This is a genomic window from Pseudomonas sp. JH-2, assembly GCF_036231725.1.
Taxonomy (GTDB): Bacteria; Pseudomonadota; Gammaproteobacteria; order Pseudomonadales; family Pseudomonadaceae; genus Pseudomonas; species Pseudomonas delhiensis.
The window spans coordinates 1-24,504 of record NZ_JAZAQP010000034.1 but is presented as its reverse complement, the minus strand read 5'-3'; the positions used below and the strand labels follow the sequence as shown (position 1 = coordinate 24,504).

Below are 24,504 nucleotides of genomic sequence, written 5' to 3'. Positions count from 1 at the left end.
GACCCGAACATGAGAGCCACCTACCATTTCCTGCTGCTGGGGCTGGCGCTGCTGCTCGGGGCTTGCGCCAGCGAGGCGCCCCCCTTCGTCGAGCCGGCGCAGCGCACCCTTGCCGCCAACGAGAAGCCCTGGCCGCCGGGGCGCATCCTGACCCTGGCCTACCACGAGGTCGCCGACCGCGACGCCGACCAGGCCTTCATGAGCGTGCGCACCGCCAACCTGGTGGACCAGCTGGCCTGGCTGCACGAGCAGGGCTTCCAGGCGATCTCCGTGGACCAACTGCTGGCCGCCCGCGCTGGCCGCGGCAGCCTGCCGGAGAAACCGCTGCTGCTGAGCTTCGACGACGGCTACAGCAGCTTCTACCAGCGCGTGCTGCCGATCCTGAAGGCCTACGACTGGCCGGCGATCATGGCGCCGGTGGGCGTCTGGCTGGATACCCCGGACCAGCAGCGCGTGGACTTCGGCGGCCTGGCGGTGGAGCGCCGGCGCTTCCTCACCCGCCAGCAACTGGCGGAAATCGCCAAGTCCGGCCTGGTGGAAATAGGCGCGCACACCGAGGCCCTGCACTTCGGCGGCCCCGGCAACCCGCAGGGCAGCCAGCTGCCGGCGGCGGCCAACCGCCTGTACCTGGCCAATGCCGGGCGCTATGAAACCGAGGCCGAATACCGCAACCGCGTGGGCATCGACGTCAAGCGCATCAGCCGCACCCTGCAGAGCATCACCGGCAAGCCGCCACGGGTGTGGGTATGGCCCTATGGCGCGGCCAGCGGTACCGCCCTGCAGGTGGTCGGCGACGACGGCTACGCCCTGGCCCTGACCCTCGAGGACGGCCTGGGCAGCATCGACCACCTGGACAACCTGCCGCGCTTCCTGCTCAACGGCGACCCCGACCTGCACCGCTTCACCTCGGCCATCAGCCGCGTCCAGGCGCAGGACAACCTGCGCGTCGCCCACGTCGACCTGGACTACGTCTACGATCCCGACCCGCGGCAAATGGAGGCCAACCTCGGGCAACTGGTGCAGCGTATCGCCGACCTGCGCATCAACACCGTGTTCCTCCAGGCCTATGCCGACCCGGTAGGCGATGGCACGGTGAAAGCGCTGTACTTCCCCAACCGCCACCTGCCGATGCGCGCCGACCTGTTCAACCGCGCCGCCTGGCAGCTGCGTACCCGCGCCGGCGTGGAAGTGTTCGCCTGGATGCCGGTGCTGGCCTTCGACCTGGCCCCGCAGCTGCCGCGGGTGCAGCGCTGGGACCCGCGCAGCGGGCGCCTGGAGATCGACCCGCAGCAGTACCGGCGGCTGTCGCCGTTCGACCCCGAGGTGCGCCGGCAGATCACCGAGATCTACGAGGACCTGGCCGGGCACGCCGCCTTCGCCGGCCTGCTGTTCCACGACGATGCGCTGCTCTCCGACTTCGAGGACGCCGGGCCCCAGGCGCTGGCGGCCTACCGCGCGGCCGGCCTGCCGGGCGACATCGCCGGCCTGCGCGGCGATGCGCAGACGCTGCAGCGCTGGACGCGCTTCAAGAGCCGCTACCTGGTGGACTTCACCCGCCAGCTCGCCGAGCGCGTGCGCGCCATCCGTGGCCCGCAGGTGCAGACGGCGCGCAACCTCTATGCGCTGCCGATCCTCGAGCCGCAGAGCGAGGCCTGGTTCGCGCAGAACCTGGACGACTTCCTGGCCGCCTACGACTGGACCGCGCCCATGGCCATGCCGCTGATGGAGGGCGTGCCCGCGGAGCAGTCCGAGGCCTGGCTGCAGCGCCTGGTGCGCGAGGTGGCCAAGCGCCCCGGTGCGCTGCAGCGCACCGTCTTCGAGCTGCAGGCGCGCGACTGGCGCGAAGGGCGCGAGGCGCCCGTCGACGCCGCCCAGCTGCGGCGCTGGATGCACCGCCTGCAGTGGGAGGGCGTGCGCAGCTTCGGCTACTACCCGGACGATTTCGTCAACGACCAGCCCCCGCTCGAGGCGCTGCGTCCGGCCATCTCCAACGCCTGGTACCCCGAGCCATGATCGATCGCATCGTTGCCCTGCTGGTCCTGCTGCTGTTGCTCGGCGGCCCGATCGGCGTAGCCATAGTCCTCACCGGCGAGATACTGCTGAACTTCGTGTTCTTCTATCCGCTGTTCATGTCGGCCCTGTGGATGGCCGGCGGCGCCTACTTCTGGCTGCACTGGGAGCGCCACTGGGCCTGGCGGCAGGACGTCCCGCGCCTGGAGGGCGAGCCGCTGGTGTCGATCCTCATCCCCTGCTTCAACGAGGGCGACAACGCCGCCGACACCATCGGCGCCGCCCTGGCGCAGCACTACCCGAACATCGAGGTCATCGCCATCAACGACGGCTCCTCGGACAACACCGCGCAGGTGCTCGATGCCCTGGCCGAGGGCGAGCCGCGGCTGCGCGTGCTGCACCTGGCGCAGAACCAGGGCAAGGCCGTGGCCCTGCGCATGGGGGCGCTGGCCGCACGCAGCGAGTACCTGGTGTGCATCGACGGCGACGCGCTGCTCGACCCCGACGCCGCGGCCTACCTGGTGGCCCCGCTGATCGACAACCCGCGGGTCGGCGCGGTGACCGGCAACCCGCGCATCCGCACGCGCTCGACGCTGATCGGCCGCGTCCAGGTCGGCGAGTTCTCCTCCATCATCGGCCTGATCAAGCGTACCCAGCGCGTCTACGGGCGGGTCTTCACCGTCTCCGGCGTGGTCGCCGCGTTCCGCCGCACCGCCCTGGCGCGGGTGGATTACTGGAGCACGGACATGATCACCGAGGACATCGACATCAGCTGGAAGCTGCAGCTGGACCACTGGTCGATCTTCTACGAGCCCCGCGCGCTGTGCTGGATCCTCATGCCCGAGACCCTGCGCGGGCTGTGGAAGCAGCGCCTGCGCTGGGCGCAGGGCGGGGCGGAGGTGCTGCTGAAGAACATCCGCAGTATCTGGACCTGGCGCTACCGCTACATGTGGCCGCTGCTCATCGAGTTCAGCCTGTCGGCGGCCTGGGCGTTCACCTTCCTGCTGTCGATCCTGCTCTGGGCGCTGGGCCTGGTGGTCGAGCTGCCGCCCAGCCTGCGCGTCGCCGACATAGTGCCGCCGGCCTTCACCGGGCTGCTGCTGGCCTGCGTGTGCCTGCTGCAGTTCGCCCTGAGCCTGCTGATCGAGCGGCGCTACGAGCGCCACCTGGCCAGTTCGCTGTTCTGGGTGATCTGGTACCCCTTCGCCTTCTGGCTGGTCACCCTGCTGACCACCCTGGTGAGCTTCCCCAAGGTCATGCTCAGGGCGCGCCAGGGCCGCGCGCGCTGGACCAGCCCCGACCGCGGCATCAAGAGGAGTACGTGATGGAACTGATCAAGACACCGCAGCACTGGCTGCCCCGCACCTTGGACGTACTGCTGACGCTGTGCGCCTGGACGGTCTTCGCCTGGCTGATGGTGCGCGGCATGACGGCCCTGCTCGCCAGCGGCTGGCAGGGGCCGCGCCTGGACTGGGGCGGCAAGCTGCTGCAGACCCTCGACACGCTGATGGTCTACGTGCTGTGCAGCGCCCTGATCGCCGCGCTGCTGGTTTCCTGGGCCCGCTACAACCAACTGCGCGCGGCGCGCTACGAGCGGCGCTCGCGCATGCCCGACCTGTCGCGCCAGGCGCTGTCGCGCAGCTTCAATATCAGTGGCGATACCCTGGCCCGCCTGCATGGCGCCCAGGTGGTGACCCTGCACAACGACGAGCACGGCAACCTGGTGTGGGTGGAGAACCCGGCGGAAATGGAAGTCGAGGCGCCCTGAACGGCCTCAGCTGCCGCTGTCCTCGTTACGCGCGTGGCGCGGCTCGGTGAGGGCGCGGCGGTAGCGCGCGTAGAGGTCGCTGTCCATGTTGCTGGCGCTGAGGATCTTCAGCGCGAAGGCCTTGACCTCGGCGTCGCTGTACGCCCGCTGGGGCTCGCTGGCGGGCGGTTGCGCGGCGCAGCCCACCAGCACGGGGACGGCCAGCACCAGGCTGGAAAGGGATCGGAACATGGCGGGTTCACCCGGGGCGTGGAAAGTGGGGGTGGACAAAGGCTATCGAGGGCCCGGCATCCAGGGAAATCATCCCGGTCGATAGTCGCTATCGTCCGGGCCGAGTTCCGACACCCGGGGCCGCCATAGGTTCCGGCGGCCCAGCAGGCCGGGCCGATTCGGGGTATCCTTCGCGGCTTTCGCAATCTCCCGGGACCGCGCCATGAAAGAGCAGCTCGCCGAACTCCTCACCCTGATCAGCTCGGGCTGCATGGGCGAGGAGGAAACCCGCCGGATCGCCGAGGAGGCCGCCGCGGCCTACGCCGACCCCGAGGCCTTCCTCGCCGCCAACCCGGACATCAACTATGACGACAGCTTCCCCATCCCGCTGGGCGAATGGGTAGTGGTCGGCAGCCTGCCGGACATCGTGCTGTTCCAGGCCGACGACTACAAGGAACTGTTCGAGGGCATCCGCGCCTCGTTCGATGCGAGCGTGAACTTCGTGCTGCAGGCCAAGCAGTTGCAAAAGGCCGACCCGCTCACCGCGCTGAAGCGCATCCAGGTGCAGCTGGGCGCGCTCTATCCGGAAAAGGGCGGCTACGTGCTGCTGGACTTCAGCGAGCCGCTGGACGACGAGCTGCAGGCGGTGCTGGTGTACGGCTGCGACCTGGAAAGGGTCATGGCCCTGTGCCTGGAGATCGGCATTCCGGCGGCACCGGCCTACGAGCGCCTGGTCGAGGCCAGCCGGGAAGACTGACGCCCCTCGGACGCGCTTCCAGCAACCCCCTGTCGAATGAAGGCGCCCTTGCCGGCACGGCGGACGGCCGTGCCGCGGGGCCGCGAGCGGCTCGCGTTCGTGGGAGCCCTGGCGTGTTCAGGGTTTGGGTTTCCCTTCCGCGCGTAGGAACGCTCTGAGGTCAACCAGGCGATGTCCGGCGATCTCCCGCATGGGCAGCTTGCCGCTGGCGATCCAGGCCTCCAGAACCTCCGGCTGATCGGACATCCCGAGCCATTCGGCGAAACGCTCGAGGCTCAGGTAGTAGGTTTCATCCTCGGGAGCGGGGGAGAAGGGTTCTTCCACTTTCATGTGGTGTCCTGCACCATGACCAGCGCTGTTGGGAGAGAGGCGATACGGATCTCCCGGCGACAATACACTAAATATTAGTGTTTTTGTATGGTGCTTCGAATGTCCGGAAATGGATTACAGATCGTGAAGAAACGTTTCCTTTTTACCGCTGGGGAAAGACTGCGTGGCCTGCGTGAGCTGACCGGGCTCAAGCGCCCGGAATTCGCCAGGATCGTCGGCATGAAGGCCAAGACCGTGGAGAACATCGAGTTCGGCCGCCAGCGCATGCGCGACGAGGATTTCGAGAAGGTCTGCAGCGTCTATCCGGATTTCGCCCGCTGGATCACCTACGAAGGGCCCATCGACCCGGTATCCGTGGCCTGGGAAATCGCCGACTCGGCGCAGTCCGCCGCCGTCTACCTGGTGGAGCAGAACCCCTCGCTGCTGGCCAGCAGCAATCTCAGCCTGGAGGAGTGGCGCAGCCGCCACCACGACGTGCTCGAACGCCTTCGCCAGGAGCCGGGGCGGGAAATCTGCGAGGAAACCGACGACGACCCCGAAGACGGCCCCGACGACGAAGAGGCGCGCGACTAGGCGGCGCAGCCGCGCAGGTAGCCCAGCAGGTCGGGGGCGCCGATGCTGCGCAGGCCGTTGCCGAATTCATCGGCTTGCGGGTGGTCCTTGGGCAGCAGCAGGGTTTCCGGCGTTTCGCTGTTGAACAGGCCGAAGCGCGCATAGGGCAGGCCGGTGTCCAGCAGCAGGCCCATGAACCCGGCGTCGCTCCAGGCCTGGGTCGGCATCGCCAGCACGTGGTAGCGCCGCTCCAGGTCGTCCAGGGCGCTGCCCTGCAGGCTGAACTGGCGCACCCGGGCCGGCAGGCGCAGTTCGAGGCCGCGGCGGCGCGCATAGGCCACCGCGCAGGCGAAGGCTTCGACGTGGTTGTCCAGCTCCAGGAACAGCCGCTGGCCATGCCAGTCGGCCCGCCGCAACTGCAGCTCGATGCCACGCTCGAAGCCGGGCAGGGCCTGCCCGAGCGCCTTGCCGAAGTCGCGGTAGCTGATGATCCGCACCTGGCGCCCGGCATCGCTGGCCGCCAGCGCCTCGAAGTCGGGCAGCGCGGAATTCGCCAGGGGGCCGCGGGTGTACAGGCCGTCCACCGCGCGCAGGTCGACTTCTTCGAGTTCCAGCAGGCGCGAGCCGACCAGCTTCTTCAGTGCGGCATGGGCGCGCGCCTTGTCTTCCTGCACCGGCCCGGACAAGGCGCCGCGCGGCAGGTCGACCAGGCGGTAGAGCGGCGCGCCGGACTGCCAGCCGATGCCGCCGGGCGGGCTCGCCGGGGCGCTGAAGCTCAGCGCCAGGGAACGGGTACGCTGCGCGACCTTGTGCTGGTCGGTGCCGCCCAGCCCCAGGCGCTGGGCGATGGCCGCGAGGCGCTGGGCCATGTTGCGGGGTGGATTCATGGTCGACGGCAAACTCCCGATGCCCGGCGGACAGCCTTAAGCATAGGTAAGCCAGTGGCGCTTGTGCGTCCGGGCAGTGACAAATCTTGCTTCCTTCCTTCGATGGCGAGCGCCACGCGGGCGCGGGCTCGACCGCGGCGGCCGCGCCTCGCCTAGGGGCTGGCCGGCCGGCTATACTAGCGCCCCATTTTGCCGACCGATGCCCGACCATGTATAGCCTGGCCCGCGAGCTGCTGTTCAAACTCTCCCCGGAAACCTCCCACGAGCTGTCCATCGACCTGATCGGCGCCGGCGGCCGCCTGGGGCTCAACGGCCTGTTCTGCCCGAAGCCGGCCAGCCTGCCGGTGCAGGTCATGGGCATCGACTTCCCCAACCCGGTGGGCCTGGCCGCCGGCCTGGACAAGAACGGCGACGCCATCGACGGCTTCGCCCAGCTGGGCTTCGGCTTCGTCGAGATCGGCACCGTCACCCCGCGCCCGCAGCCGGGCAACCCCAAGCCGCGGCTGTTCCGCCTGCCGCAGGCCACCGCCATCATCAACCGCATGGGCTTCAACAACCTGGGCGTCGACCACCTGGTGGAGCGGGTCAAGGCCGCGAAGTACCGCGGCGTGCTGGGCATCAACATCGGCAAGAACTTCGACACCCCGGTCGAGCGCGCGGTGGACGACTACCTGATCTGCCTGGACAAGGTCTACGCCCACGCCAGCTACGTCACGGTCAACGTCAGCTCGCCCAACACCCCGGGCCTGCGCAGCCTGCAGTTCGGCGACTCGCTCAAGCAGTTGCTGGAAGCCTTGCGCCAGCGCCAGGAGGACCTGGCCGAGCAGCATGGCCGGCGCGTGCCGCTGGCGATCAAGATCGCCCCGGACATGACCGACGAGGAGACCGCCATGGTCGCCGTGGCGCTGGTGGAGGCGGGGATGGACGCGGTGATCGCCACCAACACCACCCTGGGCCGCGAAGGCGTCGAGGGGCTGCCGTTCGGCGACGAGGCCGGCGGCCTGTCGGGCGCGCCGGTGCGCGAGAAGAGCACCCACACGGTCAAGGTCCTGGCTGGCGAGCTGGGCGGGCGCCTGCCGATCATCGCCGCCGGCGGCATCACCGAGGGTGCTCACGCGGCGGAGAAGATCGCCGCCGGGGCGAGCCTGGTGCAGATCTACTCGGGCTTCATCTACAAGGGGCCGGCGCTGATCCGCGAGGCGGTGGACGCCATCGCCCAGGCGCAGCGCACCGAGCGCTGAGGACAAATAAAAAAGGGCTCCTTTCGGAGCCCTCGGGCTTGCGCCCTGCCGCCCGGATGGGACGGCCTTGGGGAAATCGGTGTGATCCTTGGTCAGCTAGTGGCGTGTTGCATCTGGTTCAGACGTTGCAGGCCGGCAGTGCCGGTGAGGCCATCCCAGTTGTCGCCGCGACCCTCGCGCCAGCCATTGAGCCAGGACTGCCGGGTAGTGGGATGGGTGAAAGGACAGAGATCGCGAGACTTGCCACTGAGGCCGTACTGGTAACCGCGCATAAAGGCTCTTTCCAACGGATCACGCTTGAGTCTTCTCATAGGGTGTTGCCCTCACTTGTTGACTGTTATGTCCCGTTGGCCCCCTGGGGAGGCCTGGCGGACAATTCCGCCAAAAGGGGTCCGTTGCCGGCGTGACAGACCCCGCCCGACACCTTTGCGGCGACGGGTTAAGCTGAGTTCTAAACCATGGGCTTCGAGCCTGTGAACAACCAATTTGTCATAAAGACTTAACTCTTATGGGCTCAGGCCATAAGTTTTCCCCGCAGGCGGCTCGGGCAAATTGCCCGAAACCGCATGTTCAGGGGCTTGTGCAACGGAAGCTGGCAAGCTGCCAGGAAATTGAGAGGTTCTCTCATCCCGACGAGCGGGCCAGTGCCTGCGACCTCGGGTCGCGGGTTGGTGAAACCTCTTGAAATGAATCATGGCCGGGTGCCAGCGTCTGGGCGCGGTATCCGGTACCGGGGGCCAAGGCCCCCCTGGAAAGGGCTTCGGCCCGGGAATCGCGATGTCGGAACACTACGAACTCTTCCTCACCTGTCCCAAGGGCCTCGACGGCCTGCTGTTGGACGAGGCGCAGGCGCTGGGTCTGATCGAGGCGCGGGCGCAGGTGTCCGCCGTGCGCGGCCGCGGCGACCTGGAGACGGCCTACCGGCTGTGCCTCTGGTCGCGCCTGGCCAACCGCGTGCTGCTGGTGCTGGCGCGCTTCCCGGTGGCCAACGCCGAGGAGCTGTACCTGGGCGTGAACGCGGTCAACTGGAGCGACCACCTCGACCCCGGCGGCAGCCTGGCGGTGGAGTTCAGCGGCAAGGGCTCGGGCATCGACAACACCCACTTCGGCGCGCTCAAGGTCAAGGACGCCATCGTCGACAACCTGCGCGCCGAGTTCGGCCGGCGGCCGACGGTGGACAAGGTCAACCCGGACATCCGCGTCCACCTGCACCTGGACCGCGGCCAGGCGGTGCTGTCCCTGGACCTCTCCGGGCACAGCCTGCACCAGCGCGGCTACCGCCTGCAGCAGGGCGCCGCGCCGCTGAAGGAGAACCTCGCCGCGGCCATCCTGATCCGCGCCGGCTGGCCGCAGCTGGCCGCCGAGGGCGGGGCGCTTTCCGACCCCATGTGCGGCGTCGGCACCTTCCTCATCGAGGCCGGCCTGATGGCCGCCGACATCGCCCCCAACCTCAGGCGCGAGCACTGGGGCTTCGACAAGTGGCTGGGCCACGTCCCGGCGCTGTGGCGCAAGCTGCTGGCCGAGGCCGAGCAGCGCGCCGCCGCCGGCCTTGCGCGCACGCCGCTGTGGATCCGCGGCTACGAGGCGGACCCGCGGCTGATCCAGCCGGCGCGCAACAACATCGAGCGCGCCGGGCTGGGCGAGTGGGTGAAGGTCTACCAGGGCGAGCTGGCCACCTTCGAGCCGCGCCCGGACAAGGGCCAGCGCGGCCTGCTGGTCTGCAACCCGCCCTACGGCGAGCGCCTGGGCGACGAGGCCAGCCTGCTGTACCTCTACCAGCACCTGGGCGAGCGCCTGCGCCAGGCCTGCCTGGGCTGGAACGCCGCGGTCTTCACCGGCGCGCCCGAGCTGGGCAAGCGCATGGGCATCCGCAGCCACAAGCAGTACGCCTTCTGGAACGGCGCGCTGCCGTGCAAGCTGCTGATGTTCGAGGTGGAGCCGCGGCAGTTCGTCACCGGCGAGCGTGGCGCCGAACCCCGCCAGGCGTCCGCCGGGGCCTCGGCCCCGGTCGTCGAGCAGGCGCGCTTGAGCGAAGGCGGGCAGATGTTCGCCAACCGCCTGCAGAAAAACCTCAAGCAGTTGGGCAAGTGGGCCAGGCGCGAGAAGATCGAATGCTACCGCCTGTATGACGCCGACATGCCCGAGTACGCCCTGGCCGTGGACCTGTACCGCGACTGGGTGCACGTGCAGGAGTACGCCGCGCCCAAGTCCATCGACCCGGCCAAGGCCCAGGTGCGCCTGCTCGATGCCCTGGCGGCGCTGCCCCAGGCCCTGGGCATCCCCAGCGAACGCATCGTCATCAAGCGCCGCGAACGCCAGGGCGGCAAGCGCCAGTACGAGCGGCAGAACAGCGAAGGCCGGTTCATGGAAGTGGAGGAGGGCGGCGTGCGCTTGCTGGTCAACCTGACCGACTACCTGGACACCGGGCTGTTCCTCGACCACCGGCCGATGCGCCTGCGCCTGCAGCGCGAGGCCGCCGGCAAGCGCTTCCTCAACCTGTTCTGCTACACCGCCACGGCCACCGTGCATGCGGCCAGGGGCGGCGCGCGCAGCACCACCAGCGTCGACCTGTCGAAGACCTACCTGGACTGGGCGCGGCGCAACCTGTCGCTCAACGGTTTCTCCGACAAGCAGAAACTGGTGCAGAGCGACGTCATGGAATGGCTGCGGGCGGACCGCGGCGAGTACGACCTGATCTTCATCGACCCGCCGACCTTCTCCAACTCCAAGCGCATGGAGGGGGTGTTCGACGTGCAGCGCGACCAGGTCGAGCTGATCGACCTGGCCATGACGCGCCTGGCCAAGGGCGGCGTGCTGTACTTCTCCAACAACTTCCGCAAGTTCGAACTGGACCCGGGCCTGGCGGCGCGCTACCAGGTCGAGGACATCAGCGCCCAGACCCTGGACCCGGACTTCGTGCGCAATCCGAAGATCCATCGGGCCTGGCGCATCAGCGCACGCTGATTCGCCAGGCCCCCGCGGCCAGCATCACTGGCCGCGGGTGGAGGCGTGGAGGTCCAGCAGCACCTGGTCGAGGATGGACGAGGCGCCCCACGGCCGGTTGCTGTTGAGGATGGCCACAACCACCCAGTTGTTGCCGCGGGCATCGCGGCTGAACCCGGCCAGGGCGCGGACGGTGTTGAGGGTGCCGGTCTTGACGTGGGCCTCGCCGGTCATGGGGGTGTGGCGCAGGCGCTTGCGCATGGTGCCGTCGACGCCGACGATCGGCAGCGAGGAGATGTACTCCGAGGCGTAGGGGCTGTGCCAGGCGGCCTGCAGCATGGCGGCCATCTCGCGGGCGCTGACGCGCTCGTCGCGGGACAGGCCCGAGCCGTTCTCCATCACCAGGTGCGAGGCGGTGATGCCCTTGCGCGCCAGCCACTGGCGGATCACCCGCTGCGCCGCCAGGCCGTCGTTGGCGTCCGCGCTGGTGCGGTTCTGCGCGCCGATGCTGAGGAACACCTGGCGGGCCATGGTGTTGTTACTGTACTTGTTGATGTCGCGGATGATGTCCACGGTGTCCGGCGACAGCGCGCGGGCCAGCAGGGTGGCGTTCTTCGGCACGCTGCCCTGGCGGTCGGCGCCGCTGATGCTGCCGCCCAGTTCCTGCCAGATGCCGCGGATGGCGCCGGCGGTGTAGCCCGGGTGGTCGAGCAGCGACATGTAGGTCTGCGCGCTGCAGCCGCGGGGAATCTCGCCGGCGGCGACCAGCACGGTGCCCTCGGCGCGGGTCTCCGGCACGAAGCGCAGCTTCGGCCAGGCCGGGCAGTTGGCCGGGCCGCTGACCTTGATCTGGTTCTCCAGGCGCACGTTGGCCAGCGGCGGGTCCATCATCACCGAGGCCTGGTTGCCTTCGCTGCGCACCACCAGGCGCACGCTCTTGAGGTTGACCATGGCGGCGTCGGGGCCGACCAGGAACGGCTTGTTGTCGTCGCCGCCGTCATCGTTGAACACCGGCAGCTGCGGCTGGTTGAAGTAGCTGCGGTCCAGCACCAGGTCGCCGTTGACCTTGAGCACGCCGTTGGCGCGCAGGTCGCGCATCATCAGCCAGAGCTTCTCCAGGTTCAGCTTGGGGTCGCCGCCGCCCTTGAGGTAGAGGTTGCCGTTGAGCACGCCGTCCTGCAGCTTGCCGTCGGTGTAGAACTCGGTCTTCCACTGGTAGGTGGGGCCCAGCAGCTCCAGGGCGGCATAGGTGGTGAACAGCTTCATGGTCGAGGCCGGGTTCACCGAGACGTCGGCGTTGAAGTAGGTCGGCGTACCCGGGCCGTCCAGGGGGATCATCACCAGCGACAGGGCGTCGTTGGTCAGCTTGCTGGCCTTGAGGGCCTTCTCCACCCGTTCGGGCAGGACGGACTTGATCGGGGCGGCCAGGGTGGGCAGGGCGAAGGGCAGCAGGGTAGCGAAGGCGAGAACACGCAGTGACTTGAACATAGTTGAAGTGAAATCCCGGTTCAGGGCATAGACATGACTAAGGTGACGAAAGCAGACACTGACGATAGACGATTGCGCCAGTGGCGCGGCAACGCGCCGGCGCATTATGCCGCAAGCCGTTGTCGGATGCGCTGGGGTTTGCACGCGATGCGCGTGTGAGTGCCACCTTCGAGCTGCTAGAGTCTGTGCGGGGCGGCGCCCGCCGTGCCCCGCATGCCGTCATCAATCGAGGAGATCCGCCCCATGGCCAGCAACCGTTCCCGTCGTCTGCGCAAGAAGCTCTGCGTCGATGAGTTCCAGGAGCTGGGGTTCGAGCTGTCGCTCGACTACCGCGAAGGGCTCCCCGCGGAGCAATTGCAGGCCTTCCTCAAGCGCTTCGTGGAGCAGGCCATCACCGCCAATGGCCTGGCCTACACCGGTTGCGACGACTTCGGCTTCGTCTGCCTGGCGCGCCGCGGCTCGGTCACCGAGGCGCAGCGCAAGGCCGTGGAGGACTGGCTGAAGCAGCAGGGCGAGCTGGGCGGCAGTTCGGTCAGCCCACTGCAGGACGCCTGGTATCCGGAGCAGCCCATTCACCAGCCTGTCTGAGGGCGGGCCTGGCATACGCCCCGCGGCTCAGCCCGGCGGGGTGTGCGCGCCTTCCAGTTCCAGTTCGGCGCCGGCCTCCGGCGCGGGCGCCGGCAGGTCGACGCCCGCCCAGCGGCGATAGTCGTCCTCCGACATCGGCTGCGAGAACAGGAAGCCCTGGCCGAAGCGGCAGCCCAGTTCGCGCATGCGCTGCAGCTGCTGGCAGGTCTCGATGCCCTCGGCGATCACCCGCAGCTGCAGGTGGCGCGCCAGCACCAGGGTGCTGGCGACCGACTCGTGGGTGCGCGGGTTGTGCTGCATGTCGCGGATGAAGGAAGCGTCCAGCTTGATCTCGTTGCAGGGCAGGTCGCAAAGGCGCTGCAGCGAGGAGTAGCCGGTGCCGAAGTCGTCGATGGCGACGTTGCAGCCGAGCAGGCGCAGGCGGGTGAGGTTCTCCAGGCTGGCCAGGGGCGTGGTCGCCAGCCCCCCTTCGATGATCTCTATGGTCAGGCTGGCGGGATCGATGCCGGTCTGCCGCAGCTTTTCCTTCAGGTGGGTGGCCAGGTCGCGCTGCTGCAGCACCTCCAGGTCGATGTTGATCGACAGCGCCCGCTGGGTGCCCTGGCGCAGTTCGCGGCGGGCGAAGTCCAGGGCCTGGTCCAGGATCAGGTCGAAGAGGTCGGGCAGCAGTTTCATCCGGCGGATCGCGGCGAGGAAGTAGGCCGGGCGCAACAGCCCGTGGACCGGGTGGTCCCAGCGCACCAGCACCTCGGCGCCGACCTCCTGCAGGGTGTCGAGGTCGACCTTGGGCTGGTAGTAGGCCTTCAGTTCGCGGTTGCGCATGGCCTGCCAGACCTCCAGCGCCGAGGGCGTCGGCCGCGGTAGCGGCGGGGCGGCGGCAGGCGTGGCGCTGTAGTGGCGCAGGCGCGCCTGCAGGCTGGACATCTGCAGCGGCTTGGTCAGCTCGCCGAGCACCGACAGGCCGTACAGCGTGGCGATGTGGGCGATGGCCCGGCGCAGGTCGGCGGGAATCTCGCTGACCACGATGATCGCCCGCAGCAGCTTCTCCTGGGCCGCCAGGCGCAGGAACCCGAGCAGGTCCATGCCCGGCGGGAGCACGTCGCAGATGCAGATGTCGACTCCGCCTTCCCGCCTCAGCAGCTCGATGGCGCTGTCCCCGTCGCCGGCGGCCAGGACCTGCTCGTAGCCGAGGACCCGCAGGCCGTGCACGGTCGCCTCGCGCAGAAATGCATGGTCCTCCAGCACCAGCAGGCTGGATGGGATCGATCTGTTCATGGTCGCGCGTACCGAATTGGATAACGGGCGAAGTGTGCCGGCTGGCGGGCGCCATTTATTTAAAGAACTTCCATTTTTCTTGTGGGAATTTGCATCAGGGAATGTTGAAAAAGACCGATCGGAAAGTTAGGGGAAGTTGCCCAATCAAGTTTGTGTAGGAATTTATCCTTTGATGTATGGGAATTTACTTAAGATGTTCAAAGTGGCCCCAGTTAATCTCGACACCGATTCCCTAGACGATATCTTACGGCGCACTCTTGGGAAGTCTGTCGGAGATTGAAAATTGAGCAAGGTTCTTATCGTCGATGACCATCCGGTAATACGGATGGCAATGCGCGTCCTGCTGGAAAAGGAAGGTCACACCATCATCGGGGAGACCGATAACGGCGTGGACGCCCTGTCCCTGGTGAAGGATCTGCTGCCGGAGCTGGTGGTGCTGGACATCGGCATCCCCAAGCTGGACGGGCTCGAGGTCATCAGCCGCCTCACCGCGTTCAACCTGCCCCTGAAAATTCTCGTGCTGACCGGCCAGAGCGCCTCGCTCTATGCCATGCGCTGCATGCAGGCCGGGGCATCGGGGTTCGTCTGCAAGCAGGGCGGGCTGGCCGAACTGATCAGCGCGGTTAACGCGGTGATCGCCGGGTACAATTATTTCCCCAGCACCGCCGTGCGCCCGGCGCGCAAGAACAACGGCAGCATGGACGACCATGAACTCATCCAGCGGCTTTCCGACCGGGAAATGTCGGTATTGCAATACCTGGCCAATGGTTATTCGAACAAGGACATCTCCGAGCAGATGTTCATCAGCAACAAGACCGTCAGTACCTACAAGACGCGCCTGCTACTGAAGCTCAATGCCCATTCGCTGGTCGACCTGATCGAGTTCGCCAAGCGCAACGCACTGGTCTGAGATGTCCGCCATGGGGTCGAGGTGCAGGGCGCTGCTGGGTGCCGTTCTCGGTGCGATGCTGGCGATGGGGGCCTGGGCCGACGAGGCCCAGGCCCCCGCGCCCTGGACGCAGCTCGCGTTGCTGGCCCGCACGGCGGCGCTTCCCGAGAGACCGCGGGTCGAGCTGCCGGAGTCGGACTGGCAGTGGCTGCGCGAGAAGCGCACGCTGGTGGTGGGGGTGGCCGCGCCGGACTACCCGCCGCTGATCGTCACCGTCAGCGGCAGCGAGCTGGAGGGCGTCACCGCCGACTACCTCGGGCTGATCGGCGAAGCGCTCAACGTGCGCATCGAGATGCGCCGCTACCCGTCCAGGCGCCAGACCATCCAGGCGCTGGTGGACGGCGAGATCGACCTGATCGGCCGCGCCACCGGCTTCGAGGCGGAAATCCCCGAGCTGTTGCTGTCGCGCCCGTATTCCCTGAACCAGCCGGTGATCGTCGGGCCGCAGGACATGCGCCTGGAAGGCGACCTGCAGCTGACCGGCAAGCGGCTCGCCGTGGTGGGCGACTACTTCTCGCCGCAGGAGCTGGTCGAGCATTTCCCCGATGCCGAGGTCGTGCATTTCGACTCGCTGCGCCGCGCCCTGGAGTCCGTCGCCCTCGGGCAGGTGGACGCCTACGTCGGCGACGCCCTGAGCGCGCAGTACCTGATCAGCCAGGGCTACCTGGTCAACCTCAAGCTGCTGAACTTCGCCAACTTCAACGGCATCGGCTTCTCCTTCGCCGCGCGCAAGGACGGCAGCCCGCTGCTCTACAGCGTCAACGAGGCGCTGCAGAGCGTCAGCGCCCAGCAGCAGCTGTCGATCCAGCGGCGCTGGAGCGTGGGCGGGGTGTTCTCCATCTCCAACCACCGGCTGAACCTCACGCCCCAGGAGCTGCGCTGGCTGGAGCGCAACCCGCGGCCGCGGCTGGGCATCGACCAGTCGCTGGCGCCGCTGACCTTCTTCGACTCCCAGGGCAATTTCCGCGGCATAGTCGCCGACCTGCTGGACCTGATCCGCACGCGCACCGGCCTGCAGTTCGAGGTGCTGCCGACTTCGTCCATCCCCGGCATGTTCACCCAGGTGCGCCGGGGCCAGGTCGACGCCCTGGCGACCATGACGCCCACCGTCGAGCGCGAGGCGCAGGTGGACTTCACCCGGCCCTACCTGAGCACCTCCTTCGTGCTGCTCTCGCGCAAGGACGACACCCGCCAGGACCTCGCGGACCTCGACGGCAAGCGTGTGGCGGCGCCCCATGGCAGCGTGGTGGGGGCCTACGTGCGCGAGCACTTCCCGCAGGTGAAGCTGGTGGAGGTGGACAACTACAGCGACGCCCTGCCGCTGCTGGAGGAAGGGCGGGTGGACGCCGCCCTGCAGCCGATGCTCACCGCCACCTTCCTGGTCAACCGCTACTACCGCGACCTGCGCATCGCCGCGACCCTGGACCTGGAGCCGGCGCAGATATCCCTGGGGGTCTCGCGGGCCGACCCGGAGCTGCTGAGCATCCTCAACAAGGCCCTGCTGGCGATCTCGCCGGAGGACATGGCCAGCATCATCAGCCGCTGGTCCACCAGCGGCGCCTCGCCGGACAGCATCTGGGAAGGCTACCGCTCGCAGTTCTACTGGTTGCTGTGGGGCGGCCTGGCGCTGCTCGGGCTGATCCTGCTGTGGAACTGCTACCTGCTGTTCAGGGTGCGCGCGCGCCAGCACGCCGAGCAGGAGCTGCAGGACCGCCTGGCATTCAAGCGCGCGCTGATCGACGGCATTCCCCAGCCGGTCTCGGTACGCGACGCCGAAGGGCGCCTGATCACCTGCAACCGGGCCTTCCGCGAGGCCACCGGGCTGTCGGAGGAGACGGCGGCGGGGTCGCTGCTGCGGGACTGCATCTGGCTCTCCGCCGAACAGGCCGAGGGCCTGCACCGGGAATACCTCCAGGTGATGGCCAGCGGCGAGCCGGTCGCCGTCGACCGGGTGCTGGAGATCAACGGCGAGCCGCGCCAGGTGCACCATTGGCTCACGCCCTACCGGAGCGCGTCCGGCAAGGTTCGCGGCCTGGTCTCCGGCTGGGTCGACGTCACCGAGCGCGAGCGCCTGCACCAGCAGCTGGAGATCGCCAAGGAGCAGGCCGAGGAAGCCAGCCGGGCGAAGAGCACCTTCCTGGCGACCATGAGCCACGAGATCCGCACGCCGATGAATGCGGTGATCGGCATGCTCGAACTGGCGCTGACGCGCAACCGTTGCAGCGGTTGCGGCGAGCAGGGGCCCATCGAGGTGGCCTACGAGTCGGCCAAGTCGCTGCTGCTGCTGATCGGCGACATCCTCGACGTCGCCAAGATCGAGTCCGGCCGCCTGACGCTGCTGCCCGAACGGGCGCGCCTGCGCGAGCTGATCGAGTCGGTGGCCCGCGTCTTCGACGGCCTGGCCAGGCAGAAGGGCCTGCTGCTGAAGCTGGAGATCGAGACCGAGGCCGCCTGCGACGTGCTCATCGACCCGCTGCGCTTCAAGCAGATCCTCTCCAACCTGGTGAGCAACGCCATCAAGTTCACCGACCAGGGCAGCGTCTGGGTGCGGGTCTCGGGCGAGCCGCTGCCCAACGAGCGGCTGGCACTGGAGGTGTGCGTCGAGGACAGCGGCATCGGCATCGCCGAGGAAGACCAGAAGCAGCTCTTCGAACCCTTCAGCCAGGTGCAGCGCGAAGGGCGCGCCAACCACGGCGGCACGGGGCTGGGGCTGACCATCTGCCGCAAGCTGGCGGAAATGATGGGCGGCTCGGTGCGCCTGGAGAGCGTGGCCGGCGTGGGCACCAAGGTGCACGTCAGGCTGGTGCTGCAGGTGCTGGAGCCCCTCGCGCCGGAAGAGGATTTGATCATCCTGCGCCGCCCGGTGGAGCAGCGGACATTGCACGTGCTGGTGGTCGACGACCACCCGGTCAACCGCCTGCTGCTGGCGCAGCAACTGGAGCACCTGGGGCACACCGTGGCCATGGCCACGGATGGCGGCGAAGCCCTGCAGCTATGGCGGCCCGGCGAGTTCGACCTGATGATCACCGACTGCAACATGCCGGTGCTCAGCGGCTACAGCCTGGCCAGGCGAGTCCGCGAGATCGAGCGGGAGACCGGCGCGGCGCATTCCCCCATCCTCGGCTTCACGGCCAATGCCCAGCCCGACGAGATCGCGCGCTGCAAGGAGGCCGGCATGGACGATTGCCTGTTCAAACCGATCAGCATCGAGCAATTGCGCGACCAGCTGGAGCAACTGCAGTGCGGCGAGATGATGCCGCCGGGGCCGGTCCCGGCAGCGGCTCCGCAGGAGGAGGGCGACCTGGACATCGGCGCGTTGCTGGAGATGACCGGCGGCAACGCCCAACTGACGCGCAACCTGATGGCCGAGCTGATGTCCAGCAACGAGGCGGACGCCGAACAGCTCGAACCCCTGCTGCACGCGCAGGACCGGCGGCGCCTGGCCGAGCTGGCCCACCGAATCAAGGGCGCGGCGCGGCTGGTGGGCGCCATGGCCCTGCACGACCGCTGCGCGGAGCTGGAGAAGGCCTGCGCCGAGCGCGCCGAGTTCTCGACCCTGCGCAGTGCCGTGGAGCAACTGCGCAGGGCGCTGGATGCGCTGCAGGCCAGCCTGCATGGCCATCTGAAGCGGCTGGACGAGGAAGGCTGCATCCGGCCGGCGCCGTCGGCCACCGAGAACGACCCGGCCTAGGGCCGGGCTTCCCCACGGGCGCGGCGCAACCTCGACGCCTCACACCGGGCTGGAGCGCCCGGTCATCTCCCGCGCCATTTCGGTGGCATAGCTGTCGGTCATCCCGGCGATGAAGTCGATGACCCGCAGGAAGGCCTTGTGCAGCGGCCAGTCGGGGTCGGGGGCGTTGTGCCCGAGCAGGTCGAGGATGCGCTGGTTCTTGAACGACGGGCTGCGGCCGCCATGCTGTTCCAGGGCCGCGCCGCAGAAGGAGTTGAGCAGGATTTCCAGGGTGGTGTAGGCGCCGATCTCGTGCAGCGTCTTGCGCTTGTCCTGGAAGATCTTCTGCCGCGCCAGGGCCTTGGCCTGCTGCACGCAGCGCTTGGCCGGGCCGCTCATGTGCTCCACCAGGTCGCCACCCAGGCCGCCCTCCAGCAGGGCCCGCTTCTGCTCGACGAAGGCCCGCGCGGCGGCGTTGCTCAGGTGCTCGATGGCCTTGCCGCGGAGGATCGCCAGGCGCCGCCGACGGGAATCGCTGGGGCCGAGCTGGCGATAGGTCTCGGGAATGTCGTCGCCGACCAGGTCCAGCAACAGGGCCTCCACCTCGGGGTAGTCGAGCAGCTCCATCTCCAGGCCGTCTTCCAGGTCGATCAGGCCATAGCAGATGTCGTCCGCCGCCTCCATCAGGTAGACCAGCGGGTGGCGCGCCCAGCGCTCGTCGTCGAGCTTGGGCATGCCCAGCTTCTCGGTGATCTGCTCCAGCAGCGGCAGCTCGCTCTGGTAGCAGCCGAACTTGTGCTTCTTGTAGCCGAGGGAGTCGGCATGGCGCGCGGTCCAGGGGTACTTCAGGTAGCTGCCGAGGGTGGCGTAGGTCAGGCGCATGCCGCCGTCGAACTGGTGGTATTCCAACTGGGTGAGCACCCGGAAGCCCTGGGCGTTGCCCTCGAAATTGAGGAAGTCGGCGCGCTCGTCGGCATCCATGGCGTCGAGCCAGCCGCGCGCGGCGGCCTGCTGGAACCAGTGGCGGATGGCGTCCTCGCCGGAGTGGCCGAAGGGCGGGTTGCCGATGTCGTGGGCCAGGCAGGCCGACTGCACGATCACCCCGAGGTCGCTGGGGTCGCACCATTCCGGCAGCTCGCCGCGCAGCATCTCGCCGACGCGCATGCCCAGGGAGCGGCCGACGCAGCCGACCTCCAGGGAGTGGGTCAGGCGCGTGTGGATGTGGTCGTTGCTCGACACCGGGTGGACCTGGGTCTTGCGCCCCAGGCGGCGGAAGGCGCCGGAGAAGATGATGCGGTCGTGGTCCTTGTGGAAGGCGCTGCGGCCCAGTTCCGCGCTGCTGTGCACGGGTTTGCCGAGGCGCTCGCGGGGGAGCAGGGTATGCCAGTCCATTCGCTCGTCCGATTGCTCGTGGTGGGGCCAACGCTACCCCTTGCCCGCGGCAATCTCAATCGCGGCCTGTCACAGGCCTTCGGCGTCGATGTCGATCAGCAGCAGGCGGCGGCCCTGGTCGATGAACTGCCCGGCGGTCATGCAGTACTGGTTGGTGGTGGCGTCGCGGTAGGTATTGGACAGCGTCAGCCGGCGTTCTTCCCAGCCCTCGGCGAGCAACTGGTAGAAGTAGGGGCGCCAGGACCAGTTGTGGCCGACGTAACGCCGGTCTTCCTTCCAGAACAGGCCGTTCCATTCCAGGTTGGGCGAGATCTGCGTGCCGTGGCGGTCGCACTGGTACACCCGCAGCAGGCGCGGGAAGGCGTCGGGGGTGGGCAGGCTGGCCAGGCGCGCGCCGCCCTCGGCCCAGGGGCGCAGGCTGGCGACCAGTTCGGCCAGTTGCTGGCGCAGCTGCACCAGCCGGGCGCGCTCTTGCAGCTTGCGCTGTACGTAGCGGTCGCGCCACTGGCCGAAGGCGTCGAGGTAGGCGTCGCTGGCGGGGAAGTCCAGGGCCGGGCGGGCGAACAGGTAGCCCTGGACGAAGCGCGCGCCGCACTCCAGGGCGAAGTCCAGTTCCGCCTCGGTCTCCACCCCTTCGGCGATGATCCAGCAGCCGGTCTTCTCGGCCATCTGCGCCAGGGCCTTGACCACCTCGCCGCTGGGGCCGCCACGGGCCGCCTGCTGGAACAGGCGCATGTCCAGCTTGAGGATGTCCGGCTGCAGCGCCAGGACGCGGTCGAGCTGGGAGTAGCCGGCGCCGAAATCGTCGATGGCGATGCGCGCCCCGGCCTCGCGGTAGCGCGCCACCACCTCGGGCAGGCGCTGGTTGCCGCCGCCCAGTTCGGTGATCTCGAAGACCACCCGGTGCGGGTCGACGCCGTGCTGCTGCAGTTGCTTGAGGCTGGGCAGCGGCTGGTTGGGGCGCAGCCGGCTGATCCAGCGCGGCGAGATGTTCAGGCTGAGGAACCAGTCCGCGGGCGCTTCCGGCAGGCGCGCCAGGGCGTCGTCGCGGATCTGCCGGTCGAGGCGGCGCAAGGTCGCCGGGGGAATCTTCGGATCGACGAACAGCGGGCCCACCGAGAGCAGCTGGCCGTCGGCCTGGCGCATCCGGCCGAGGGCCTCGACCCCGGCGATCAGGCCGGTGGCGGTATCGATGAAAGGCTGGAAGCAGGCGACCGGTTGCCCGTCGATCAAGGGACACATCCTTAGTGAAGGGGAAGGGAGGGCGTTGCCGCCGGCCCGGGATTGCCTCCTAGCAAGAATGTAGCCAGGGCGCTCAGTCGCCCTGGCACGCCGGCGGCTTCTCCGGGCTGCCCGCGGCCGGCTGGCGCAGCTTCAGCAGCAGCGGCGCGAGCACGATGGCCAGGCGCAGCAGGCGCACCAGGCCGCGTTTGCGGCGCAGCATCAGGGCGGCCGCGGCCGCCGCGCCGCCGGCGGCCCACAGTGAGGCGCCGCCGCGCAGTTGCTGGCGCACGCCCTGGCCCAGGTCGCGGGCCTGGCGCAGCGGCTGCAGGAGCTTCTCGCTTTCCTGGCGCAGCTGCTGGCGCTGGACTTCCAGGCGCAGGCGCAGCACGGCCTTGCGCAGTTCCTGCCGCGTGGGGCGGGGGGAGAGTTGCGGCAGTTCACTCATGGCAGCAGTTGCTCCCGGTCACGGGCCAGTTCTTCCAGGGTGGCGCTGAATGGCGAGCTGTCGTCGTCCACCAGCTGGTACAGGCGCCAGGCGCACAGCCCGCCGCCCAGCGCATAGAAGGCGCACAGGCCGAGCACGGCGGCCAGCCGGTCGCTGTCCCAGAACAGCACCAGCACCAGCAGCGACAGGCCCAGTATCAGCAGCAGGGCGAACAGCAACGCCAGCCCGGCGAACAGCAGCAGCGCCAGGGTACGGCTCTTCTGCTCCTGCAACTCCAGGCCGAAGAGTTCGACGTGGCCATGCAGCAGGCCCAGCAGTGCGGCGCCGAAGCGCCGCACGGAAGGGCCCTGGTGTGGCGGGGCGTCCTTGGCGTCGCTCATCGGTCAGCGCCGCCCGACCAGCAGGCCGAGCAGGAAGCCGACGCCCGCGGCCAGGCCCACGGCCTGCCAGGGATGCTCGCCGACATAGTCCTCGGTGGCGTCCACCGCGGCGCGGCCCTGGTCGCGCACGGCGCTCTGCGCGGCGTCGATGCGTTCGCGGGCCCGGCCCAGCCCGGAGCGCAGCTGTTCGCGCAGGGCATCGGCTTCCTCGCCGGCCAGTTCCGCGGAGGTCTGCAGGAGTTTCTCGGTGTCGGCCACCAGGGCCTGGAACTCGGCCAGCAGCTCGTCCTTGGTGGTATTCGCGGTGCTCTTGCGGGGCATTGTGAGGCTCCTTGTGTTTGCGAGGGGTTCACTGGTTTCTGAGCCCCAGGGCGTTGGGAAGTTTCCCATAAATCGACGGCGAAGCGGCGACGTAGAGCAGGACTCAGGCCCGTTCAGTGAAGACCAGTCTGCGCCGCTTCGCCCGTCGGGCGCATGGTATGCCGCTTGCAACGCCGTGGTGCGTCATCCGGTGCGAGTGCCCCAGACGGGGGCGTTCAGGGACGTCCGAAGACCGCCGGAAAATCCATTAACCAACTGAAAGACAAAAGAAAAATCAAAAAAACAGAGGTGCCCCTCCGCGCCCTCGTGTGCCGTGTGGAGCAGGGGGCTGGACCTTATCGGTGCGCCTGCGCCTCATGCTGGTGCGGTGCGCCGGGGCGATGAGCTGTTTTGGTGCTTTTTCGGTCTGATCCGGGGCTGCCTGATTCATGGAAAACCTCAACAGTGCCGTGGAAACCCTGATCCACGGTTCCAATACCCTGTTCATCCTGCTGGGCGCCGTGATGGTGCTGGCCATGCATGCCGGCTTCGCCTTCCTCGAGGTCGGCACGGTGCGCCTGAAGAACCAGGTCAACGCCTTGTCGAAGATCCTCTCGGACTTCGCCGTGTCCTGCCTTGCGTACTTCTTCATCGGCTACTGGATCGCCTACGGCGTGGATTTCCTCAAGCCGGCCAGCGAGCTGAGCGCGGAGAACGGCTATGCGCTGGTCAAGTTCTTCTTCCTGCTGACCTTCGCCGCCGCCATCCCCGCGATCATTTCCGGGGGCATCGCCGAGCGCGCCCGGTTCGCCCCGCAACTGTGCGCCACGGCGCTGATCGTGGCCTTCGTCTACCCCTTCTTCGAGGGCATGGCGTGGAACGGCAACCACGGCCTGCAGGCCTGGCTGGCCCTGAAGTTCGGCGCGCCCTTCCATGATTTCGCCGGCTCCGTGGTGGTGCACGCCTTCGGCGGCTGGCTGGCGCTGGCCGCGGTGCTGCTGCTGGGCCCGCGCAACGGCCGTTACCGCGAGGGCCGGCTGGTGGCCTTCGCGCCGTCGAACATCCCCTTCCTGGCCCTGGGCGCCTGGATCCTGGTGGTCGGCTGGTTCGGCTTCAACGTGATGAGCGCGCAGACCCTGGACCACGCCAGCGGCCTGGTGGCGGTGAACTCGCTGCTGGCCATGGTCGGTGGCACCATCGCCTCGCTGCTGGTGGGGCGCAACGACCCCGGCTTCCTGCACAACGGCCCGCTGGCCGGCCTGGTGGCGGTGTGCGCCGGCTCCGACCTGATGCACCCGGTCGGTGCACTGGCCACGGGCCTGGTGGCCGGCGCGCTGTTCGTCTGGGTGTTCACTGCGGCGCAGACGCGCTGGAAGCTCGACGACGTGCTCGGCGTATGGCCGCTGCACGGCCTGTGCGGCGCCTGGGGCGGCATCGCCTGCGGCATCTTCGGCCAGCAGGCCCTGGGCGGCCTGGGCGGGGTGAGCCTGGCGAGCCAGGTGCTGGGCACCCTGCTGGGCATTGTCATCGCCTTCGCCGGCGGGCTGCTGGTCTACGGCGGGATCAAGGCGGCGGTGGGCATCCGCCTGAGCCAGGAAGAGGAGTACTACGGTGCCGACCTGTCGATCCACAAGATCGGGGCGATCAACCACGATTGAGCGCCGTTCGTGCCACCGCGGCGTCCGGCGCGGCCGGTGAGTCCAATCGCGGACGGAGTCCGCTCCTACGCCCGTGCCTCCTGGAACCAAGGAGCGGACCTTGTCCGCGATCATGGCGGATAACGCCGTAGGCGTTATGCGCCCTACGGGGAGCCCGGGAGCTTTGTGGTTTTGCATCACGCTCTCCCTGAAGGGAGAGGGGGCTGTCCCGAGCAAGCGGATAACGCAGCGTCAGCCGGCAAACTCGTAGGGCGAATAACCGTTCGCGGTTATCCGCCGTTAGCCCAAACACCGATGCCCGACGACGATGGCGGATAACGCCGTAGGCGTTATGCGCCCTACGGGTTTCCAGAGAAATATCCGAGCGCACCGGAACGCCCCTTCAGAAGGCCGAGCGAAACCGGCGCTCAGGAGGTCATGCGACATGGATGTCGCGA

General features: G+C 68.4%; 22 protein-coding genes. 11 read left to right on the top strand and 11 right to left on the bottom strand.

Features of this window, described 5'->3' with window-relative positions; translation table 11 throughout:
- Positions 1-9: 9 nt before the first annotated feature.
- The 3 genes from pgaB to pgaD are packed head-to-tail and all read left to right on the top strand — an operon-like array spanning position 10 to position 3,778.
- A complete protein-coding gene (gene pgaB, locus VV867_RS21325) occupies positions 10-2,013 on the top strand; it encodes a poly-beta-1,6-N-acetyl-D-glucosamine N-deacetylase PgaB (RefSeq protein ID WP_328567492.1) in 2,004 nt (667 codons plus the stop codon).
- Entirely contained in the window at positions 2,010-3,335 is a 1,326-nt protein-coding gene (pgaC, locus tag VV867_RS21320; RefSeq protein WP_109934751.1) for a poly-beta-1,6-N-acetyl-D-glucosamine synthase, read from the top strand. The genes pgaB and pgaC overlap by 4 nt, the downstream gene beginning before the upstream one ends.
- Entirely contained in the window at positions 3,335-3,778 is a 444-nt protein-coding gene (gene pgaD, locus VV867_RS21315) for a poly-beta-1,6-N-acetyl-D-glucosamine biosynthesis protein PgaD (protein WP_109934752.1), read from the top strand. Before pgaC ends, pgaD begins: the two co-directional genes overlap by 1 nt.
- Positions 3,779-3,784: 6 nt before the next feature.
- Here the strand turns inward: pgaD and VV867_RS21310 are convergent, their stop codons facing one another.
- Positions 3,785-4,009, bottom strand: coding sequence for a hypothetical protein (locus VV867_RS21310; protein ID WP_089392671.1), 225 nt, complete (start codon positions 4,007-4,009; stop codon positions 3,785-3,787).
- A gap of 202 nt (positions 4,010-4,211) precedes the next feature.
- Between VV867_RS21310 and VV867_RS21305 the strand changes: the two genes are divergently transcribed.
- On the top strand, positions 4,212-4,745 hold the full coding sequence (locus VV867_RS21305) for a hypothetical protein (RefSeq protein ID WP_328567491.1): 534 nt from the start codon (positions 4,212-4,214) through the stop codon (positions 4,743-4,745).
- Between the two features lie 117 nt (positions 4,746-4,862).
- Here the strand turns inward: VV867_RS21305 and VV867_RS21300 are convergent, their stop codons facing one another.
- Positions 4,863-5,075 (bottom strand): DNA-binding protein, encoded by a 213-nt coding sequence (locus VV867_RS21300; RefSeq protein WP_109934754.1) that lies wholly within the window; start codon positions 5,073-5,075, stop codon positions 4,863-4,865.
- A gap of 123 nt (positions 5,076-5,198) precedes the next feature.
- On the opposite strand from VV867_RS21300, the gene VV867_RS21295 reads away from it, so the two are divergent.
- A complete protein-coding gene (locus VV867_RS21295) occupies positions 5,199-5,648 on the top strand; it encodes a helix-turn-helix domain-containing protein (protein WP_275627219.1) in 450 nt (149 codons plus the stop codon).
- Here the strand turns inward: VV867_RS21295 and VV867_RS21290 are convergent.
- Positions 5,645-6,514 carry a DUF6685 family protein gene (locus tag VV867_RS21290; protein WP_256595896.1) on the bottom strand — a complete coding sequence of 290 codons (870 nt, stop codon included), beginning with the start codon at positions 6,512-6,514 and terminating at the stop codon, positions 5,645-5,647. The genes VV867_RS21295 and VV867_RS21290 overlap by 4 nt on opposite strands.
- A 209-nt stretch (positions 6,515-6,723) precedes the next feature.
- Between VV867_RS21290 and VV867_RS21285 the strand changes: the two genes are divergently transcribed.
- Positions 6,724-7,755, top strand: a complete 1,032-nt coding sequence (locus tag VV867_RS21285; protein WP_275627218.1) for a quinone-dependent dihydroorotate dehydrogenase — start codon at positions 6,724-6,726, stop codon at positions 7,753-7,755.
- 92 nt (positions 7,756-7,847) lie between these two features.
- Here the strand turns inward: VV867_RS21285 and rmf are convergent, their stop codons facing one another.
- Positions 7,848-8,066: a ribosome modulation factor gene (gene rmf, locus VV867_RS21280; protein WP_109934758.1), complete on the bottom strand. Its 219-nt coding sequence runs from the start codon at positions 8,064-8,066 to the stop codon at positions 7,848-7,850.
- A gap of 466 nt (positions 8,067-8,532) precedes the next feature.
- Here rmf and rlmKL point away from each other — a divergent pair, with 466 nt between their 5' ends.
- Positions 8,533-10,719, top strand: coding sequence for a bifunctional 23S rRNA (guanine(2069)-N(7))-methyltransferase RlmK/23S rRNA (guanine(2445)-N(2))-methyltransferase RlmL (rlmKL, locus tag VV867_RS21275; protein WP_328567490.1), 2,187 nt, complete (start codon positions 8,533-8,535; stop codon positions 10,717-10,719).
- A 24-nt stretch (positions 10,720-10,743) separates the two neighbouring features.
- Here the strand turns inward: rlmKL and dacB are convergent, their stop codons facing one another.
- A complete protein-coding gene (gene dacB / locus VV867_RS21270) occupies positions 10,744-12,186 on the bottom strand; it encodes a D-alanyl-D-alanine carboxypeptidase/D-alanyl-D-alanine endopeptidase (RefSeq protein ID WP_109934760.1) in 1,443 nt (480 codons plus the stop codon).
- Positions 12,187-12,429: 243 nt separating this feature from the next.
- Between dacB and VV867_RS21265 the strand changes: the two genes are divergently transcribed.
- Positions 12,430-12,774, top strand: a complete 345-nt coding sequence (locus tag VV867_RS21265; RefSeq protein ID WP_109934761.1) for a YggL family protein — start codon at positions 12,430-12,432, stop codon at positions 12,772-12,774.
- A 27-nt stretch (positions 12,775-12,801) separates the two neighbouring features.
- Here VV867_RS21265 and VV867_RS21260 read toward each other — a convergent pair whose 3' ends face one another.
- Positions 12,802-14,049: an EAL domain-containing response regulator gene (locus tag VV867_RS21260; RefSeq protein WP_109934762.1), complete on the bottom strand. Its 1,248-nt coding sequence runs from the start codon at positions 14,047-14,049 to the stop codon at positions 12,802-12,804.
- A 283-nt stretch (positions 14,050-14,332) separates the two neighbouring features.
- On the opposite strand from VV867_RS21260, the gene VV867_RS21255 reads away from it, so the two are divergent.
- Complete coding sequence (locus tag VV867_RS21255; RefSeq protein WP_024128782.1) at positions 14,333-14,959, top strand: response regulator transcription factor; 627 nt, start codon at positions 14,333-14,335, stop codon at positions 14,957-14,959.
- 64 nt (positions 14,960-15,023) lie between these two features.
- Positions 15,024-18,689 (top strand): transporter substrate-binding domain-containing protein, encoded by a 3,666-nt coding sequence (locus VV867_RS21250; protein ID WP_328567489.1) that lies wholly within the window; start codon positions 15,024-15,026, stop codon positions 18,687-18,689.
- A 39-nt stretch (positions 18,690-18,728) separates the two neighbouring features.
- Here the strand turns inward: VV867_RS21250 and VV867_RS21245 are convergent, their stop codons facing one another.
- The 5 genes from VV867_RS21245 to VV867_RS21225 form a co-directional block, all read right to left on the bottom strand.
- Positions 18,729-20,060, bottom strand: a complete 1,332-nt coding sequence (locus VV867_RS21245; protein WP_109934763.1) for a deoxyguanosinetriphosphate triphosphohydrolase — start codon at positions 20,058-20,060, stop codon at positions 18,729-18,731.
- Between the two features lie 69 nt (positions 20,061-20,129).
- The gene (locus VV867_RS21240; protein ID WP_328567488.1) at positions 20,130-21,293 is read right to left on the bottom strand and encodes an EAL domain-containing protein; all 1,164 of its coding nucleotides are present in this window, start codon (positions 21,291-21,293) and stop codon (positions 20,130-20,132) included.
- 82 nt (positions 21,294-21,375) lie between these two features.
- A complete protein-coding gene (locus VV867_RS21235; RefSeq protein WP_328567487.1) occupies positions 21,376-21,729 on the bottom strand; it encodes a hypothetical protein in 354 nt (117 codons plus the stop codon).
- Positions 21,726-22,109, bottom strand: a complete 384-nt coding sequence (locus VV867_RS21230; protein WP_089392658.1) for a phage holin family protein — start codon at positions 22,107-22,109, stop codon at positions 21,726-21,728. Before VV867_RS21230 ends, VV867_RS21235 begins: the two co-directional genes overlap by 4 nt.
- Before the next feature lie 3 nt (positions 22,110-22,112).
- Positions 22,113-22,430 (bottom strand): DUF883 family protein, encoded by a 318-nt coding sequence (locus tag VV867_RS21225; protein WP_089392657.1) that lies wholly within the window; start codon positions 22,428-22,430, stop codon positions 22,113-22,115.
- A 428-nt stretch (positions 22,431-22,858) separates the two neighbouring features.
- Here VV867_RS21225 and VV867_RS21220 point away from each other — a divergent pair, with 428 nt between their 5' ends.
- Complete coding sequence (locus tag VV867_RS21220) at positions 22,859-24,067, top strand: ammonium transporter (RefSeq protein WP_328567486.1); 1,209 nt, start codon at positions 22,859-22,861, stop codon at positions 24,065-24,067.
- The last annotated feature ends 437 nt before the right edge of the window (positions 24,068-24,504 follow it).

Bases quoted from the DNA above. Each gene is read 5' to 3' on its own strand.
- VV867_RS21305 (WP_328567491.1), top strand. From the start codon at position 4,212: ATGAAAGAGCAGCTCGCCGAACTCCTCACCCTGATCAGCTCGGGCTGC.
- dacB (WP_109934760.1), bottom strand. From the start codon at position 12,186: ATGTTCAAGTCACTGCGTGTTCTCGCCTTCGCTACCCTGCTGCCCTTC.
- VV867_RS21220 (WP_328567486.1), top strand. From the start codon at position 22,859: ATGGAAAACCTCAACAGTGCCGTGGAAACCCTGATCCACGGTTCCAAT.
- VV867_RS21250 (WP_328567489.1), top strand. From the start codon at position 15,024: ATGGGGGCCTGGGCCGACGAGGCCCAGGCCCCCGCGCCCTGGACGCAG.
- VV867_RS21235 (WP_328567487.1), bottom strand. From the start codon at position 21,729: ATGAGTGAACTGCCGCAACTCTCCCCCCGCCCCACGCGGCAGGAACTG.
- pgaD (WP_109934752.1), top strand. From the start codon at position 3,335: ATGGAACTGATCAAGACACCGCAGCACTGGCTGCCCCGCACCTTGGAC.
- VV867_RS21265 (WP_109934761.1), top strand. From the start codon at position 12,430: ATGGCCAGCAACCGTTCCCGTCGTCTGCGCAAGAAGCTCTGCGTCGAT.
- VV867_RS21290 (WP_256595896.1), bottom strand. From the start codon at position 6,514: ATGAATCCACCCCGCAACATGGCCCAGCGCCTCGCGGCCATCGCCCAG.
- pgaC (WP_109934751.1), top strand. From the start codon at position 2,010: ATGATCGATCGCATCGTTGCCCTGCTGGTCCTGCTGCTGTTGCTCGGC.
- VV867_RS21225 (WP_089392657.1), bottom strand. From the start codon at position 22,430: ATGCCCCGCAAGAGCACCGCGAATACCACCAAGGACGAGCTGCTGGCC.
- rmf (WP_109934758.1), bottom strand. From the start codon at position 8,066: ATGAGAAGACTCAAGCGTGATCCGTTGGAAAGAGCCTTTATGCGCGGT.
- VV867_RS21260 (WP_109934762.1), bottom strand. From the start codon at position 14,049: ATGAACAGATCGATCCCATCCAGCCTGCTGGTGCTGGAGGACCATGCA.
- pgaB (WP_328567492.1), top strand. From the start codon at position 10: ATGAGAGCCACCTACCATTTCCTGCTGCTGGGGCTGGCGCTGCTGCTC.
- VV867_RS21230 (WP_089392658.1), bottom strand. From the start codon at position 22,109: ATGAGCGACGCCAAGGACGCCCCGCCACACCAGGGCCCTTCCGTGCGG.
- VV867_RS21285 (WP_275627218.1), top strand. From the start codon at position 6,724: ATGTATAGCCTGGCCCGCGAGCTGCTGTTCAAACTCTCCCCGGAAACC.
- VV867_RS21300 (WP_109934754.1), bottom strand. From the start codon at position 5,075: ATGAAAGTGGAAGAACCCTTCTCCCCCGCTCCCGAGGATGAAACCTAC.
- VV867_RS21245 (WP_109934763.1), bottom strand. From the start codon at position 20,060: ATGGACTGGCATACCCTGCTCCCCCGCGAGCGCCTCGGCAAACCCGTG.
- rlmKL (WP_328567490.1), top strand. From the start codon at position 8,533: ATGTCGGAACACTACGAACTCTTCCTCACCTGTCCCAAGGGCCTCGAC.
- VV867_RS21310 (WP_089392671.1), bottom strand. From the start codon at position 4,009: ATGTTCCGATCCCTTTCCAGCCTGGTGCTGGCCGTCCCCGTGCTGGTG.